The 16,940-nt window shown below is 56.8% G+C and carries 13 protein-coding genes; 4 read left to right on the top strand and 9 right to left on the bottom strand.

Translation table 11 applies throughout. The features are described from left to right. Positions 1–5 precede the first annotated feature (5 nt). The 9 genes from ALP8811_RS09560 to ALP8811_RS09520 all read right to left on the bottom strand — a co-directional run bounded on the left by ALP8811_RS09560 (position 6) and on the right by ALP8811_RS09520 (position 13,315). Positions 6–2,003, bottom strand: a complete 1,998-nt coding sequence (locus ALP8811_RS09560; RefSeq protein WP_181363732.1) for a polysaccharide biosynthesis protein — start codon at positions 2,001–2,003, stop codon at positions 6–8. Between the two features lie 741 nt (positions 2,004–2,744). Then, positions 2,745–3,608: a sulfotransferase family protein gene (locus ALP8811_RS09555; RefSeq protein WP_181363731.1), complete on the bottom strand. Its 864-nt coding sequence runs from the start codon at positions 3,606–3,608 to the stop codon at positions 2,745–2,747. Positions 3,609–3,621: 13 nt separating this feature from the next. Continuing rightward, positions 3,622–4,785, bottom strand: coding sequence for a glycosyltransferase family 4 protein (locus ALP8811_RS09550; protein WP_108856882.1), 1,164 nt, complete (start codon positions 4,783–4,785; stop codon positions 3,622–3,624). 16 nt (positions 4,786–4,801) lie between these two features. Then, entirely contained in the window at positions 4,802–6,031 is a 1,230-nt protein-coding gene (locus ALP8811_RS09545; protein ID WP_108856881.1) for a polysaccharide biosynthesis/export family protein, read from the bottom strand. After that, positions 6,028–7,371 (bottom strand): O-antigen ligase family protein, encoded by a 1,344-nt coding sequence (locus tag ALP8811_RS09540; protein ID WP_108856880.1) that lies wholly within the window; start codon positions 7,369–7,371, stop codon positions 6,028–6,030. The genes ALP8811_RS09545 and ALP8811_RS09540 overlap by 4 nt, the downstream gene beginning before the upstream one ends. Further along, positions 7,368–8,723, bottom strand: coding sequence for a lipopolysaccharide biosynthesis protein (locus tag ALP8811_RS09535; protein WP_108856879.1), 1,356 nt, complete (start codon positions 8,721–8,723; stop codon positions 7,368–7,370). The genes ALP8811_RS09540 and ALP8811_RS09535 overlap by 4 nt, the downstream gene beginning before the upstream one ends. Further along, on the bottom strand, positions 8,720–10,108 hold the full coding sequence (locus ALP8811_RS09530) for a hypothetical protein (protein WP_181363730.1): 1,389 nt from the start codon (positions 10,106–10,108) through the stop codon (positions 8,720–8,722). The genes ALP8811_RS09535 and ALP8811_RS09530 overlap by 4 nt, the downstream gene beginning before the upstream one ends. 19 nt (positions 10,109–10,127) lie before the next feature. After that, positions 10,128–11,990: a GumC family protein gene (locus ALP8811_RS09525; RefSeq protein ID WP_108856877.1), complete on the bottom strand. Its 1,863-nt coding sequence runs from the start codon at positions 11,988–11,990 to the stop codon at positions 10,128–10,130. 185 nt (positions 11,991–12,175) lie between these two features. Then, the gene (locus tag ALP8811_RS09520) at positions 12,176–13,315 is read right to left on the bottom strand and encodes a glycosyltransferase (protein ID WP_181363729.1); all 1,140 of its coding nucleotides are present in this window, start codon (positions 13,313–13,315) and stop codon (positions 12,176–12,178) included. Between ALP8811_RS09520 and ALP8811_RS09515 the strand changes: the two genes are divergently transcribed. The 4 genes from ALP8811_RS09515 to ALP8811_RS09500 are packed head-to-tail and all read left to right on the top strand — an operon-like array spanning position 13,314 to position 16,917. Next, positions 13,314–14,126, top strand: a complete 813-nt coding sequence (locus ALP8811_RS09515; RefSeq protein ID WP_306418712.1) for a sugar transferase — start codon at positions 13,314–13,316, stop codon at positions 14,124–14,126. The genes ALP8811_RS09520 and ALP8811_RS09515 overlap by 2 nt on opposite strands. Next, complete coding sequence (locus ALP8811_RS09510; RefSeq protein WP_108856875.1) at positions 14,123–15,040, top strand: methionyl-tRNA formyltransferase; 918 nt, start codon at positions 14,123–14,125, stop codon at positions 15,038–15,040. The genes ALP8811_RS09515 and ALP8811_RS09510 overlap by 4 nt, the downstream gene beginning before the upstream one ends. Next, entirely contained in the window at positions 15,037–15,741 is a 705-nt protein-coding gene (locus ALP8811_RS09505; protein ID WP_108856874.1) for a PIG-L deacetylase family protein, read from the top strand. The genes ALP8811_RS09510 and ALP8811_RS09505 overlap by 4 nt, the downstream gene beginning before the upstream one ends. Positions 15,742–15,753: 12 nt before the next feature. Continuing rightward, a complete protein-coding gene (locus tag ALP8811_RS09500) occupies positions 15,754–16,917 on the top strand; it encodes a DegT/DnrJ/EryC1/StrS aminotransferase family protein (RefSeq protein WP_108856873.1) in 1,164 nt (387 codons plus the stop codon). Positions 16,918–16,940 lie beyond the last annotated feature (23 nt).

Genomic DNA, 16,940 nt, shown 5'->3' with positions numbered 1-16,940 from the left:
CTTGATCACTCACCAGCCCACAGGCGAGGCTTTGATGCATCCCCGATTTCGGCAAAGCGCTTCGGACCAGCAACAGGTGCAGGATAGGAGGGGCGGTGGCCGTTGAGGCAATGCACATTCTCGCGCGGGGTATCATCCGCATGTTCGCCGTATCCCGGAACGAGGTCGATCAACTGACGACGTACAGCTGCTTCATCTCCGGCGCGTGCGGCTGTTTCAAGCGCGACGATTGCGGATCTGAGATGCGCCATCGGAATTCCATCCGGCAGGGCGCTTTCGACGGATTCAATGCCACTGTCGCGACGTTCTTCCGCTTTATCGAACAGCTCTTCAAACAGCTTTTCGCCCGGGCGGATCCCGACAAAGTCGATCTCGATATCCCGATAAGGTTCAAGCCCAGCCATGCGGATCATGCGTTCCGCCAGATCAACGATCTTGACGGGCTCACCCATGTCCAGAACAAAGATTTCGCCAAGACCTGAGTTGCGGGCCAAACCCTTCGCAGCAGCCACTACGGTCAGCTGTACGGCTTCGCGGATGGTCATGAAGAAACGCTCCATCCGACGATCGGTCACCGTCAGGGGACCACCTTCGGTGATTTGCTTCTGGAACAACGGGATCAACGACCCTGATGACCCCAGCACATTGCCGAAGCGGACCGAGAAGAAGCGCGTCTGGGCCGCCGACTTCTGGCTTTGCTTTTGATAGGTGATACGGTCCTGTGCCTGAGCATAGAACTCAGCCACACGTTTGGTTGCGCCCATGACGTTTGTTGTATTGACCGCCTTGTCAGTCGAGATCTGAACCATCGCAATGGCCCCGACATCGCGTGCAGCGTCTGCCACGTTGCGAGTGCCAACGACATTGGTCAGCACGCCTTCGCAGGGATTCAGCTCGACCATGGGAACATGTTTCAAAGCAGCGGCGTTGAAGACCAGTTCGGGCTTATAGCGCTGGAACACCGATTGAATGCGCTGGGCATCCCGGATGCAGCCCACATGAACCTGACGGTTCACATCGGGATAATTCTTCGAAAGATCCATATCGATCGAGTAGGCGTTGAACTCGCAATTATCCAAAAGCACCAGAAGAGACGGGTTGAAGGAGGCAATCTGGCGCGACAGCTCGCTGCCGATCGATCCACCAGCCCCGGTAATCAAAACACGATGCCCTTCAATCATCTGCCGCAGAAGCGACCGTTCCACGGCCTTCTGTGGGCGGTTCAAAATGTCTTCAGGTTCGATGGCGCACAGCTTGATCTCGTTGTCACCGGCCTGGTCCAGTGCGGGATCAGCAAGGCCCGGCAGACGCGAGATTTTGATCCCGTTAGATGTCGCCCAGGACAGAAGCTCGAAGATGCCCTTGTTGTCGAAATGAGACACGTCTTCCGTCAGCAACAGCTGGTGAGCTTTCAGGTCACATTCTTCAAGCGCCTTGATGGCTCGCTTGGGCTCGCGGATCGAACCAAGAATGCGCGCGCTGTGGAAATGCAGCCCAGTCGAGCCGGTCGCATCGTCAATGATCCCAACCGGAACATAGGTCGAGCTGGTCCGGTCCAGTGAACGCAGGAACAGGTCGCAATTCGTCCCTGTTCCAACCAACACCACAGGAATTTGTTTTTCGGCGATGCGATCAGCATGTTTAGTGCGGCGCACCAGTTCGCGGTGACGCGCAATAATGCGTAGCGCGCCAGTAAACGGAATTGTCGCCAGAAACTGAATGATAAAGATCGAGAAAGTAATCGGTGCCAAAGCCGTGATTTGCGCTGCGATCAGGATCTGAACGCAGATCGCCACGATGGCTCCGCGCGAGATCACCATGACATCGTTCAAAGAGGTCGACCGCGAATGGCGTGTGTAAAAGCCCAATACGGTGAAAACCACAAAATTTATGGTGCTCACCAAAAGCATCATTGGTGCCATAACCGCAAACAGTTCCGAGCTGACCGACCCGCCCTGCGACAGGCTGATGGCGGCAAACACGGCCGCCGCCGAGGCGAACATGTCCCCGACAACCAGTTTGTGGTTTGCACAAAGCTCAATCTTTTTCTGAACAAGCCAGTGCTTTAGTGTTTCATGTACTCCGGTGCGAGCAGACGCATTACCTTCTCTAGAAGGCCCGAGCCCCATTCCATCAAGCATTTTTAGAACCTTCCCCGGCTCTGAGATAAAATCATTGTTCAAATTTCGTGACGCTCCAGGGGCGCACGACAGAAATCACACATTTCGAGATGCTGAACCGGCTGACACGTCCCAACGCGGTTGGCTGGAAAATGTCAGCCTTTGAGTTTAACAAACAAATTGTTCAACATCTTTCGATACTCGTTACTAACGCGCTCTCACCAATTACCATTTACTGCGCCAAAATCTGGCAAACACAAATTCGCGCTTAAAATCACGCGCGAAAAAAAACAACTGGGGCGGAGAGCACAGGCACAAAATTCTTTTGCTATTTAGAAACAGACCCACCCCTGGAAGCTTCGATCAAGATCAAAACGTAACCTGTTTCCCTATCCTTTAGCCTATCGCAAAAGTTGCCTCATTTCTAACAAATTGTAGACACGTACTGTTTCTTTTTTTGAAACTGTTATTAAAAACAATAACTTGAAGGCTGCACCGAGAGATTCCCAGAAGTGGTCTGTAGTGATTTGAGCAGAGTGATGATTGCTGGCGCTGCAGAAAAAAGCCTAAAAATGAAGTGATGAGGAAGCGAATTCCACCATAAATGGTACAAAAGAGAATCGGTTAACTTGTGTTGCCCCCGGATATCCGAGCGCCTTCCGGCCGATTCCAATCGGGCAGAAAATCGGGCGCCAGAATGGAGAGTTCACATTTGTCGTCCTGATAGAACGTCTCGATTTCTTGCTTCAGGTCGTCAGGAAGAGCTGGATAGGTGAAGGGTTTCGCAACAAGGTTCCGCAAAGTGCTGATCGGCGGCCTGTTGCGGATCGGATCAAGGAGTGGGCGAAGAGGCGTCAGAATGCGCCGAAGAGGTGCCGGAACTGCATTGGCATGTTTGTCTTTTACCTTCTCGCGCATCGGTGGCGTCAGCTGGCCAGTATAGCCGACATGATCCGCGACCCATTGCAATTGTCGGTCCGGATGCGTGGCCACATCTTCAAATGCCAACAGCAGGATTTGCTCCTTCGGAAATAGCGCGAAGAAGCGTTTCAGGTGATGTCCATACCGCCCGTCATTCAAAAATCGCTCGGTCGCTGCTTTTTGCGGATCTAGGTGGCGGCGGATGTCTTCATCAACCTCGCCCCGGCGAAGCAGCATACAATAGTCCGAGTACGCACGATGAACAGGATCGCGCATCTGCACGATCATCTTGATGTCCGGATAGGCGGCATGAATGCGCGCAGCAGCTTCGGGCTGGGTCAGGTACGAGTTCGATTTCTCGCCAAGAATGTCACCCGGCTGAGAGCTGTCAAACTGCGCGTTGAACCAGTCGAAGCCCTTGTCATACACGCGAGAGAAAAAGTGAAGCTCGGGCGCTGGCATGAAGATGCCAGGCGAGGCTGACAGGGACTGTTGCTCCCAAGTGGTGGCGCATTTGGCCGCGCCGATGATCAGGAAGTCGATGGGACGGGGGGACGTATGTGTCATGAGATCAATCCAATTACCCTGCAAGCAGGTCGTAAACAGCGGTGGTTTTCGCAACGTGGACATCAAGCCCGTATTGCCCCCGTACATCCTGCTGTGCTGCTTCAGATATGCGTGCGCGTAGGCCGGGATCCTCGAACAGGGCGCGTATCGGAGCGGCAAAGGCCTGCGCGTCCCAAGGGTCGACAAGAAATCCGGTTTCTCCATCCGTGATCGCTTCGGGGTTGCCGCCGTGGTGTGTGGCAATGACCGGTGTGCCAAGATGCATTGCTTCGATCAGAGTTCGTCCAAAGGGTTCGTCCAGCGCCGTGATCAGCAGCGCATCCACCCCAGCCATGGCGGGTGCCGGGGGATCGCGAAATCCCATCATGTGCAGGTTTGATGACAGTCCAAGATGTGCTGCGCGATCAATGCAAGCTTGATCAAGTCCAGAGCCCTCTGCTTCGACGCGGCCAAATATCAACCCGTGCACCGGTCGGTTGGGCATCGCATCGCGCACGGCCTTCACGGCATCCACGAAATGCACCGGGCGCTTTCGATCATTCAACACGCCGAAATAGGCCAGAAGGACACTGTCTTCTGGTACGCCCAGTTCTGTACAGAGTGCTCTGTGGCAGGGGGCTCGGTCTGGAATATCCGGATCCAGATCAAACGGGCTTCTCACCACTTGAAACCGGTCCTCGATTGATCGGACAGGACGCTCGGGGCGCGAGAACTCGGACACGGATAGGATACGATCTGCCAGCAGTGGGGCGATGAAGTTCGCGCCCTTGGCATCCGGACCTTGCCGGTGATGCCAGATGAATTTGCAGCCGGCTAATTTGGCTGGCAGGCTCCAAGATCCATGCATCCGACCATCATTCGTATGCACGATGTCGATCCGGTTTTTCTTCAGATATCGCACCATCTGAGGGACCGATCGCAGAAGAAACCCAAGGCGTGACGCGTCATCTGGGCTACGGCTGTGTTTGGGGGCGATGATACGAGGTGTTTCCAACACCTCGTATGGCAACCCCATGTCCGAAATATATGCGCCCAATGCACCTGCCTCGCGGTGCAGGGCAATGACGGGTTCGTAGCGGGCCGGGTCCAAATTGCGGATCAAGCCCAGTGCCGAGACATGGCTGCCTCCAATCGTGGCCCCCCCAACAAAGGGATAAAAAATACGGATCTTTTTCATAAATAGCCTAGTGAAATTACTGAGAATTGGTGGGCATTGCCGTGGACCGTGACACTTCAATTGTGTCGCCTGGCTTCAAGGGGTCTGTGGGGGCGATAATCAAGGATACCGGAGCGCCGTCGATCATCCGCGTGACGCGATACCCGGTCTGCATCTCGGCCAAGGGGTCGGGTACGGCCAGACCGCTTGCCACCGCTTGGGCGCGCAAGGCTTCGGACGTCGCAAGGCGGATATCCAAGCGGGCAAGATCGCGGTCAACGCGGTTAAGCTGTTCCAATGTTCGGGCGCGGGCATCATCTGTCAGGGCCAGCGTGTCACGTTCAGCGCGGTTCAACTGCTGTCGCGCTGTCAGGCGTGCGATCTCAAGCTGAAGCCGTTTGCTTTCCAGATCGTTCAACGCTGTTGTCAGCGCATTGACGCGTGTGTTGACCGTCAATCCACGTTCTTTCAGCGATGTAACATCGGCCAGTTCTGCTGTCGTGCGTTCGATTTGCTCTGACCGGAGGGTAATCTGATCCGTCATCCGGTCGATCTGTTCGAGCAGTACCGCCTGCAAGTCACGCAACCGTTCGCCCTGAGCCGCGCGCGCTTTTTGTGTGGCGTCCAGAATGTCCCCCTCGATCCCTCGCGGGCGTGGTCGGATTGACGTGACCGCCTGATCTGCGGAGCGATCCAGATCTTCCAGATCCACGACCAGTCGGGCGCGTTCGGCCTGAAGCGCGTCAATCTCGGCCGCAAGATTGCGCACTTCGCCCCCCAATCGCATTGTGTCCTGTGCGAAAGCGCCAGCGTTGCCGGGGTGTATGCGGATCAAGCCGCTGGCCAGTGCCAACGCCTGCTGAGCCGTCAATCCGGGACGATAAGCGTAAGAGCCGGGCGATGTGACCTCGCCCAATACAAAGATCGGTTGGTGGTCGGTGACTTCGATGCCGACGCGCGGGGCAGGGGAAATGCCTAACTTCCGCTCGATCTCGAACTCAATTTGTCGCGCCAGTGAGCGGGGGGTTTCGCCAACCGCGTTGATGGTGCCGATCAATGGCATGGACAGCACACCTTCGGTCGAGATGCGATAATCACCCGAGACACCGTCTAGCACGGTAAATGCGTTTCGATCCCCGTCCCATCGCAATACACGCAGGCGCAGCTCGTCCTGAGCATGCAGTTGATATTCGGCTGCCCGGGCATAATCCGAGAGCGAAATTGTGGTCAACATCAGGGTCAGAACGAACGAAACTATGCGGATCATGGGCGTACTCTTTTATTACGAAGGACCGAGATTTGAGGTTTGGGCGGGTGTGGGTGCGATGCTGGTTGCCGCAACGTGGCAGCGGTCAGTGAAAACAACAGGATCCACGGGACGTTCCAAAAACGTGCAAAGAAAGTGGGGAACATGTTGAAGGCCGCAGCATAAATCAGCAGAACCACCAAGGTGATCGCCCAGACCAACCGGTTTGCGCGTTCGACAATGGCAGCCCAAATCAGGATGATCCCCGACAGGAAGAACCCGATCAGACCCAGCATGGAAATCAGCCCACCTTCGACGAAGGCTGCCAGATAGGTGTTGTGCACTGCCGCGTTGTGCACGCTGATCTCGCGGAACTGTTCGACGCCAAGACCCACAAAGATGGTGTCTTTCATGACGGTAAACGCCTCTTGCATAAGCAGGGCACGGTCCGAAAAGGTCCCGGCTTCGGACAGGTTGCGATCCATAAGCGGGTTCAGCACGCGCTCTTGGAACACGGCGGGCATGAAGCTGTCACCAAGCAAGATCATCACCCCTGCAATGGCGATGAAAGCGGCGGCCGAAATCGGCAGGTACTTGAATGGGCCGACGATGGTGATCAGAAGCGTGACGCCAAGGATTGTCGCGAACAAGCCCGAGACCGATCCCGTCAGCATGATCCCATAGATCAGGGGGGGCAGGCTTAGAAGAACGGTGCGCAACCGAAACTCGCCCATTTTGTAGAGACCTAACACCAGTACGATCGCAATGGCCCCATGCACGGCGCATTCGTTCTCGCGTTGAAACAGGGACCGCATCCGGCCCGAACCGGACACCAACATATGATTTGGGTTGTCCACGAAATGGACAACATAGGCGCCAAAGACCATGACAAAGACGTAAGACGCCACCAGAAGCTTCACCAGCGCAATGGTTTGGGCATAGGGCCGTCCCCCAAGGATCATGGGAAGCACTAGAAGGGAATAGCCGTACTGCGCAAATGTATTGGGCAAAGCCAGCGGGTTGCCATTGATGACCGAGCTGACGGTAAGGCCACCCATGAAGGCAAAAAAGGACATGAACCAGAGAGCGGTGGCGGGGCCGAAGAACTTAACGCTGAGCGTGCGATTGGCCAGCATCAGAATGAAGGCCATCAGGGCCACGATGTCAGATGCTGTGACATAGACAGAACTGAGCTTCACGTGGTTCATCGGGGCCAATATGACCGCTGCAGCGACCAGAAATCCTGTTGGTGTAGCAAGACCCGAACTGACGAGTCCGAAGGGATCCATGCCCGAACGGCGTCGGCGTTGGCCCGTTGGCCGCGATGGTGCAGGCATGGCCAGCTCTCGGCGTGCAATCATGACGCCACCTCGGATTCGACCGGCGCCGGGCGGTGCATTTTCGTATCCAGCGTTTTGATCACCAGCCAGCTGCAAGCCGCAAGCCAAAGGATGTTGCTGATAAGATGGCTTAGCGCTGCGCCACTTACGCCAAAGGTGATGACGAACGGATAAATCAGCGCGAAGAACAGCGCTGCCGTTGCCGCGCCAATCAGCATCAGCTCGCGGTCGCACCCAAGGCTAAGCAGGACCGGGCCAAGTATGACACCTGCCAAGAACAGGGCCACGGCCACGGCCTGAATGGATACGACGGGAGCTGCGGCAACAAAGGCCTCGCCAAAGGCAGCGTCCAGTATGGGGACAATATAGATCAGTGTTGGGATCACACCTGCCACAAGGACTACGCAAAAACTGACACTAACCCAAAGCGCGGTTTTGCGGATGCGAACAAAATCACCGCTGGCGGCAAGGCGGCTGAACTCGGGGAAGATGGCTTGCTTGATCGGGCGGCCCAGACGGATGGCCGCGTCCCCGCATTTGCGTGCGATATGATAGTGGCCGACAAAGACAGGCGCGACGAGCGCCCCAAGGATCACGACGTCCAGCCTTTGCGTGGTTTGACGGAGGATCACAGCGAGGTTCGAGTTCCACATGAAGCGCAGAAAACCCCGGTTCTGACGCAGGGTGGTAATCAGGTTGCCGAACTTCGGCTCTTGCCCGCGCCGTTGCATCTCGCGGCGCCCGTACAGGAATGCAAGCAGCCCTTCAGCGGCGCTGAACAGCACGAATATGACGACGAAATGTACCAGACTACCACCAATCAACCACGCACCTACCGACAGTACCAATCGGAGAAGAGCCGTGGCGGTGTCGATCTTGGCCAGTTGATCAAATCGATCATAAAGCCGAAGGAGCGCAACGCCGGTGGCCCGAAGCGACAGAACAACCGCAAGCGCGCCCAAGGACAAAAGCTGCGCGGCACTGCCGTCGAGACCGATAGACCCCGCGACAAGAGGGGCCAGGAAAAAGATCAGAGCTGCGGCTGCAAGTCCCCCGATCACGTCAAGCACGATGGACAGGCCAACAAGCTTTTCAAAACGCGTGGTGTCCTGCTCTTCCAGTGCAAGGCTTCCATATTGGATCACCGCCTGCCATGGCTCGAAATGCACCAGTCGGGCATTAATCCGTGCAAAAGCCTCGATCAGGGCAAGCGCCCCCAGACCCGCGGCACCAAGCGCACGCGCCGACACTGCAAGCGAGATCATTCCCAATATCGCCATCGCAACCTGAGAGGAGAAAATCCATTTCAGATTGCGCAAAAGGCGTTGGGCGATCTGATCGCGTAGCAGAATCTGACGCAAGCGTTGGATCATTTAAGATCTCCGGCAAGCTTGGCCATCCAAGTTTCCACATGGCTGAGCGAACTGCCAGATGGGCGTGACCACGGGTTGTTCGGTTGCGTGGGGGACAGGCCGGGCGTTGTCGCTTCATAACTGTCGGGAAGCCCATCGCGGTCGCTGTCAATCACGATTGACACATTCGGAAGCTGTGGCCATCCGCCGACTTCCTCGGGGCTATTGATCACACGCCCGAAGCATTTCAGTGTGTCATTGATGACCCGTTTGTCCAGCCAGTCCAGATGCGTTTCACCCGGCAACCGGTCGCCTGCTTGGGTCAAGACATTGAGCAGCGTATCCTTGCTATCATAGAGCGGGGCCGAAAACGGGCCAGATGTCGTCGGGATGCGCCGCGCTTTGGCGGTCGAATTCAAGACGGCGAAGGTGCGTTGGTTACAGCCAGCCGCTGCGCCGGTTTTGTTGTCAAAAGACATGATCGATACGCGGCGTTTACGCTTCCATTCAAAAACCTGAACGGCCTCGGGTGTTTTCCCTGAGGTGCTTTGACCGCTCAAAGCGACATTGCCACCATAGATGATTTTCACGTCACCCAGCAGGTCATAGAATTCGCCAAACTGGCTGATCGGATTGTAGAACACGTTGTTCAACACTTCGATCGGTCCCACATCAGTACCCTTGATGTCTGGCATCCTGTCGCGGTGGTGGGCAAACAGATTGCGCGCGATTGTGATCCGACCACAGATGTTGGCTTTCTGCTCGTGCGAACAGATCAGTGCGCCCTTGGAATGCTTGCCTTTCGGGTGCGTGCTGCGGTCAAGGCTGAGTGCAAGAATGCTGTCGGCCAAAGTGATGTTGGCGACCTTCCCGCCCGAGACATGGATGTTGAACGTCTCGTCCGTCGCGAATTGCATGGACAGGTTGCCAAGATACACCTTTTTGGCGTCCTCAAGCGTGACCGCATCCACATTTGCCGACGGGGTGAGGCTGGGGCCGGGGCGAATTTTGAGGAAACGGATCACCACCTCGCGCGAGTTTTTCACAATCAGAGGCGTCAGGATTGAGGTGCGGTTGCGCAGCTGAATGCCTTTACCGGGCGCGGTTTGGCCTGCGATGTAAATGTTCGAACCGACGAAGATCGGACTGTCCAACATGATCGTCCCAGAGACCCGAAAAACACAGACGCGCGGCTGGTTGCCGTTCTTGGCGCAGGCGCGCAGGCTGCCCGCACCGCTGTCCGACAACGTGGTCACTTCTACGATGTCGCCGCCTTTCCAGGCCAGTGCCTTGGCTCCATAGCCAATTGCACCGGGGAAAGCGATATTCTCGGCCTGCGCTGGAAGCGCAGCTGCAGCAATTCCAAAATTGGCAGCAAAAAGGGCGGCGATTGTTCTAAGTTTCAATCGACGTCTCCTAGGGTGATTATGAATAATATCCCTCACCATAATTATAGTATTGAGCATACCCACCATATCCCAATCTTTGATGTCTACGCGTATCAACGTCGTTAATCAGGGTCGCTGTGATTGGCAGACCATCACGTTTCAAACGTTCAACTGTATCCACAAGGACGTTTTCTGACGTGCGACCCCAACGAACCACTTGCCAGATTTCATCCGCCAGCACGCCGATGCGGACAGTATCGTCCACGACCAGCACAGGCGGCGTGTCAACAATTACTAAATCATATGTATCACGTAATTCAGTTCTCAGCTCCGACAATTGCTGGCGCTGCTCTTTCAGGTTGGATCCGCTTCGTGCGTCCAAGGACAGGAAATCCAACCCCTCGACCGTCCGGCCGTCCAATATGACCGGGCTGGGGGCGACTTTACCCTCAAGCACATCAGCTAGTTTTGCGGGCTTTGTTGTTGCCTCAAGCAGACGCGCTGCAGCCTCGCGGTGACTGTCCATGTCGATGACCAACGTGCGCAGGCCATCCAACGCAGACGAAACACCAAGCGCAACGGTTACGGTGGACTTGCCTTCATGCGGCAGGCCCGAGGTGATCATCACCACCCATCCTTCGTTGCTGTCGTCAAACCACAGTCCAGTGGCACTGCGCACCGCCTGAGCAAACATAGTGTGTGGCTTCGCCATCAGGTAACGCACCACCCCTTGGCGGCGCATGGCCCCGGCATCGCGCCCGATCCGTGGCAGGAAACCTGCATTTGGCAGACCTGAAACCCGCATGGTTTGGGTCTCGTTCCAAAGCCGCCGGTTCATCAGGTCTAGAATAAGCGCGACGACAAAGGCCAGAACCAGCCCGCCAACAGCCGCAATGACAAGCGAAGACTTCTTGTTTGGCCACGAGGCCGCAACAGGGGGGCGTGCGACTGAAACTTGCCGCGCGCCCTGCGAGACCAGATTGATCTGCGTTTCAAGTTCATTCAGTTTTTCGATGGCGGTTTGATAGCGCAGGCGCTGCACTTCCAGCAGGCGCTCTTGGCGCATCTGAGTAAGCTCGGCGCGGGTCCGCTCTTGCAGTTCGGTTTCAACCCTGTCCAGTTCGCCTTGAAGGCGCTCGGTGTCTTGGTCCGCGTCCGCAGTTTTAAGGAATGTCGTCAGATACTGAACTTGCGAGCGAAGCCGGTCGGGAAGTTGCTCGTCATCCAACTTGTTTTCGCGAATAAAGTTGGCCAGTTCGATTTCGGCCAGCGTCAGTTCTTCCGCCAATGTTTCGACACGCTCGCGCAGGAATACGATCGAATTCGAGACATTGTCCCGCTGTTCGGACAGGCTGTTTTCAATGTAGACGGTGGGGATGGCATTGGCGATATCCGCGGCGAGAGCCGGAGCATTGGTCGTGGCGATGATATCGATGGCCAAGCTTTCCCCAGAGCGGAACACCACGTAAGACCCTTGTATCTTGTCGAGCACCTGTTCCTGATGTAACGCCGGATCAATCGGTTGATCACCCGAGGTCGGAGACACGAAAGTCGGGTCATCGTATAGGCCCAGATGCATCGCCAACTGATCAGCAAAAGCGCGCGACTTCAGTACATCCATTTCGGTTTCGATGACTGCGCGGGACAGCTCAAAGCTTTCCAGCTGGGTGTCAGTCTGACGCACACGCGTATCAAGACCCGTCAAAACCAGTGTGGCCCGCGCGGTAAAACGCTCTTCCAGTCGCTCGACGACAACGTAGGTTGCTGCAACCACCGCGAACACGATCAGAGCCATCAGGCGCAAATGCCGACGCAGGATCAACCAGAAGCCATCCAGCCCGATACGATCAAAATCGTTCGAGCCACCGTCGTCACTTCCGATTTGTGCGTCGATCTTCATGCATCAATCTCCATTCGGGTCACGATCTGTTTCCGAATGGCGAAAACACGATGACGACGTTCACCAAGAACTCGCCACATAACCCCTATCAACTTCTTTTACCGCCCAGAGACGGGCCACCCAAAGTAGTCCACTTCTCAAATTCCCCCGAGAAGGGACGCCGTTTAAAAATCTGATCCCTGCGTCTAAATCTTCACAGAGAGTGCGCGGTCATAAGCCGCATAATGACGATCGACATAAATTCCTGTCGAAAAATTCTTTGTCACGCGTTCACGTGCCAGTTTTCCCAAGGTTGCCCTAGCGACGGGGCCTTCGTCAATGAGTTCTGCAACTGCAAGTGCTTGTTTTTCGGGCTGAGCTGGCGGAACGACGCGCCCAGTGTCCCCGACAAGCGCGGCGCAATCACCCACATCCGTGACCACACAGGGCACCTCGGCGGCCATGGCTTCGGACACCGCTAGGGGAAAGGCTTCCCCCCACGCAGAGGACAAAAGGAAAATGTCAAAGCCCGGTACGATGCGATGAATATCAGGACGTGTGTCGATGATACTGACCCGGTCCTGGATGTTCAGATCTTGCGCGGTTTGTTCGGCCAGACTGCCGCGGTGACCTTCGCCCACCAGAACCGCGTGAACGTCGTGACCTGCCTCGGCCAGCTGTGCCGTGGCTTTCACCATCGCGACGTGATCCTTCATCGGATGGCTGCGCGCCACGTTGCCGATGATCAGACGACCCTCGGGAATACTCGCGATTTCGGAGAGGCGGGCACGGGCGTTTGGATCCGGTTTGAACACCTCGGTATCGACGGCATTTGCAATCAGTTCGACCCGGTCGGGACAGAACCCAATGGCCTCGTGTTGTTGTTGCGATACCATCGAGCAATAGGTGATGAGTTCAACCTTGCGCGACAAAGTGGCCATCATCCGGACAACCATTTGGGTCGACCGTTTTTCATTGTTGATGTCCTGAAGCGAGTGATGCACTGCCCAAACCTGCGCGGCGCGTTGGCGTTTGGGCAGCAGTTTCAATCCGGCCCACGCCGCAAGACATCCATGATACATCCAGCCGTGCACCACATCCGGGCGGGCATCACGCAACATGCGACGCAGCCGCCACAGCGCACCCAAGGTGATCCGGCCTGGACGCAGCCCAAGATCAACGACTTCGACCCCCAGCGCTTCGATTTGCGAGGCGACAGAACCAGGAGGAACCAGCGATATCACGGAATGCGACTGCGCATCATCTTTCAGGGCAGACAAATATCTTAGCAACATAATTTGAGCGCCGCCGACATCCGTGGTTGTCACGACATGAATAACTTTCATGGGGCAAGCTTGCATGGAATCTGAATGTCTGGCAAGCTTGTTTCATTACGTATGTGCATGTTGGGGCGGGATTTTCTGGGGCAAAGCTATTTTTGAGTCGCGTGGGGTGTTTTGCTCCGGCTTTGATGCGACCGAGGTGCTTCGAGGTGCTCCGACATTTTCTTTCTGCCTGCTTCAGGCCCTTGATTGCTGGACTCTTATGAACCGATTGCTCGAGATTCTGATCTGTCTTTCTATGCTTGTGATTGCAGTGCCTTTGTGTGCGGTCACTTATCTGATCGTGATCGCGACATTGGGGCGTCCGGTGATGTTTCGCCAGACCCGAGATGGGAAAGGCGGTGTGCCCTTCAATGTGGTCAAGTTTCGAACCTTGACCGATGATCGCGATGAGCACGGTATTTGGTTGCCGGACGAAGATCGCCTGACACCAGCCACCAAGTTTCTGCGCCGCACCAGGTTTGACGAGTTGCCGCAGCTGTTTATCATCCTTGCCGGACAGATGGCCTTGGTTGGCCCGCGCCCTTTGATGGCGGAAACCATCAAGGGGTTTGGTGCGGAAGGGGTCAAGCGCGGCTCGGTTCGGCCGGGCCTGACTGGGTGGTCACAAGTCAGTGGAAACACCGCACTGAATGACAATGAAAAGCTGAAGTTGGACCTTTGGTATGTGGCCCATCGCTCGACCGCGCTGGACTTTCGTATTCTGATCGAGACCATCGGCGTTGCCCTGTTTGGTGAACACCGGCGCGAGGATCGGATTATTGCGGCAGAACATTGGGGGAAACCCCCTACGAACACGCAGGCTCGCGCATGAAGATCGTGTTGGTTGGCGCCGTAGAAAGCACTGAGATTGCGCTGAATGCGCTTTGCAAATCGGGCTTCGTCCCCGAAATGGTCGTGACTTTGCCGCCCGAACTTGCCCACCGTCATTCGGATTTCGTGGATGTCGGGCCGTTGGCGCAGGAACATGGTTGCGCGCTGCATCTGACCCGGAAAAGCGATAGCGACGAAACCATCGCCGCCATTCGCGCAATCGACCCAGATCTTGTGCTGGTGATCGGGTGGTCACAGCTGTGCGGGCCCACCTTCCGGGCCGTACCAAAACTGGGTTGTATCGGGTTTCACCCCTCGGATTTGCCGAAACTACGGGGCAGGGCGGTTCTGCCGTGGACGATTCTGTTGCAGGAAAAAGTGGTCGGAGCGTCGCTGTTCTGGTTGGCCGAAGGGGCAGATACCGGGGAAATCGCCGCAAAAGCGCGGTTCGAAGTTGATACCGAAACGATCACTGCGCGTGGGCTTTATGATCGGCATATGGAGGCTTTGGCCGACATGTTGCCGCCCTTGATGGATCGTATTGCAGCTGGCGATGTGCCCCGTGTGCCTCAGATCGAAGAGGGGGCCAGTACCTGCGCGCTGCGCCGCCCGGAAGACGGGCTGATCGACTGGACTGCCTCGGCCGCTGATATTCACCGTCTGATCCGCGCGGCAGGGCCGCCCTATCCCGGTGCGTTCACGCATGCAGTGGATGGCACCAAACTGGTGCTGACCAATGTGCGGCACACGCCGCGCAAGGACTATTACATCGGTATCCCCGGACAGGTGCAGGACATCGACGGGAAGGTCTTCACGGTCTACTGCGGGGACGGAAATTGCATTGATATTCTGGATTGGTACGGGGCCGATGCGCCCCCTAAACTGCATACTAAACTTGGAAAGAGTACGACATGAGCACGCATGTTTCTTCGGCCTTTGGTGGCGATCCAAAGGCTCCGGTTCTGGTGGTTGCCCCGCATCCCGATGACGAGGTCTTGGGGGTAGGCGGCACCATCGCGCGTCTTGCGGACGAAGGGCGCGAGGTTCATGTGGCTGTCGTGACGAAAGGCAGCGCACCGCTTTACACAGACGAGATGATTACAGGCGTCCGTGCCGAGGCCCGCGCCGCGCATGACCATCTAGGCGTCACCAAGACGCATTGGCTGGATTTTCCCGCTGCCGAACTGGCCGAACATCCGCATGGCGGGCTGAACGCAGGACTTGGCAAGCTGGTGCGCGATCTGGCGCCGGGGCTGATTTTTGTCACCCATCCCGGCGACATTCATATGGATCACCAGCTGTCCTTCCTGTCGACGCTGGTTGCAAGCCGCCCGCATCAGCAGGACTATCCCACCACGATCATGGCGTATGAGACCTTGTCGGAAACCAACTGGAATGCCCCTTACCTGACGCCCGCTTTCGTACCAAATGTGTTTATCGACGTGACAGATACGCTCGACCGCAAGCTCGAGGCGTTCCAGATGTTCGCAAGCCAGGTGAAAGAGCCGCCGCACGAACGCTCGGTCAACGCTTTGCACGCCTTGGCAACCCTGCGCGGAGCCACGGTGCATCGCTTTGCTGCCGAGGGCTTTGTCCTTGTGCGCAGCGTGATCTGAGGGGAACATCCGATGTCCAGTTGGCCCGTATTCGACGAAGAACAGATCGCCGCAGTGACCGAAGTCCTGCGGTCCGGCAAAGTCAATGCTTGGACCGGTCCCGACGTGCGCGCGTTCGAAGCCGAGTTTGCTGACTGGTTCGGTGTGCCCCATGCGATTGCGATGGCAAACGGGACGGTCACGCTGGACGCGGCGCTGCATGTGCTGGGCTTGTCCGAGGGTGACGAGGTCATCGTCACGCCCCGCAGCTTCATCGCCTCGGCCAGTTCGGTGTCTCTGAAGGGCGGCGTGCCGGTCTTCGCGGATGTCGACCCGGTTAGCCAAAACATCACTGCGGATACCATCGCGCCTTTGATCACGCCCCGCACAAAAGGGATCATCCCCGTGCATCTGGGCGGCTGGCCTTGCGACATGACCGCCATCATGGATCTGGCTCGAGCGCATGATCTGTGGGTGATCGAGGATTGCGCCCAAGCCCATGGCGCGATGATCGCGGATCAGCATGTGGGCAGCTTTGGCACCTTCGGCTCGTTCTCGTTCTGTCAGGACAAGATCATGTCCACGGGCGGCGAGGGCGGCATGCTGACCACCAATGATCGCGACCTCTGGTCCAAAGCGTGGAGCTTCAAGGATCACGGCAAGGACTATGACGTGGTGTTCAACACCGAGCACCCTCCGGGGTTCCGTTGGCTGCATGGGGCCGGACCGGGCACCAATCTGCGTATGACAGGCCCGTCTGCGGCCATCGGGCGGGTGCAGTTGAAACGTCTGGCGGACTGGCGCGCGCATCGCACAGCGAACGCGGAAATCCTGGCGCAAGCTCTGTCAGGATTAGAAGCGATCCGCGTGCCGAAAGTGCCGGATGGCATGACCCATGCCTATTATCGTTTCTACGCGTTCGTGCGCCCCGAGGCGTTGAAAAACGACTGGAGCCGGGATCGCATCATCGCCGAAGTGTCAGGCGCGGGCTTCCCGATCTTTTCAGGCAGCTGCAGCGAGATCTATCGCGAAGGCACGTTCACGCGCTATGGTCTGGGACCAGACGCGCCGCTTCCGGTGGCGCGGGAATTGGGCGACACCAGCCTGTGTTTCCTTGTGGATCCGACGTGGACAACGGAACGCACGCAGAATTTGGGTGACTGTTTGCAGACGGTGATCGGCAGCGCGACGCGGTGACGATTGCCTAAGGAAAGGGTGGA

The organism is Aliiroseovarius pelagivivens, from assembly GCF_900302485.1.
Classification (GTDB): Bacteria; Pseudomonadota; Alphaproteobacteria; order Rhodobacterales; family Rhodobacteraceae; genus Aliiroseovarius; species Aliiroseovarius pelagivivens.
This window is presented reverse-complemented; position numbering and strand designations above follow the sequence as displayed.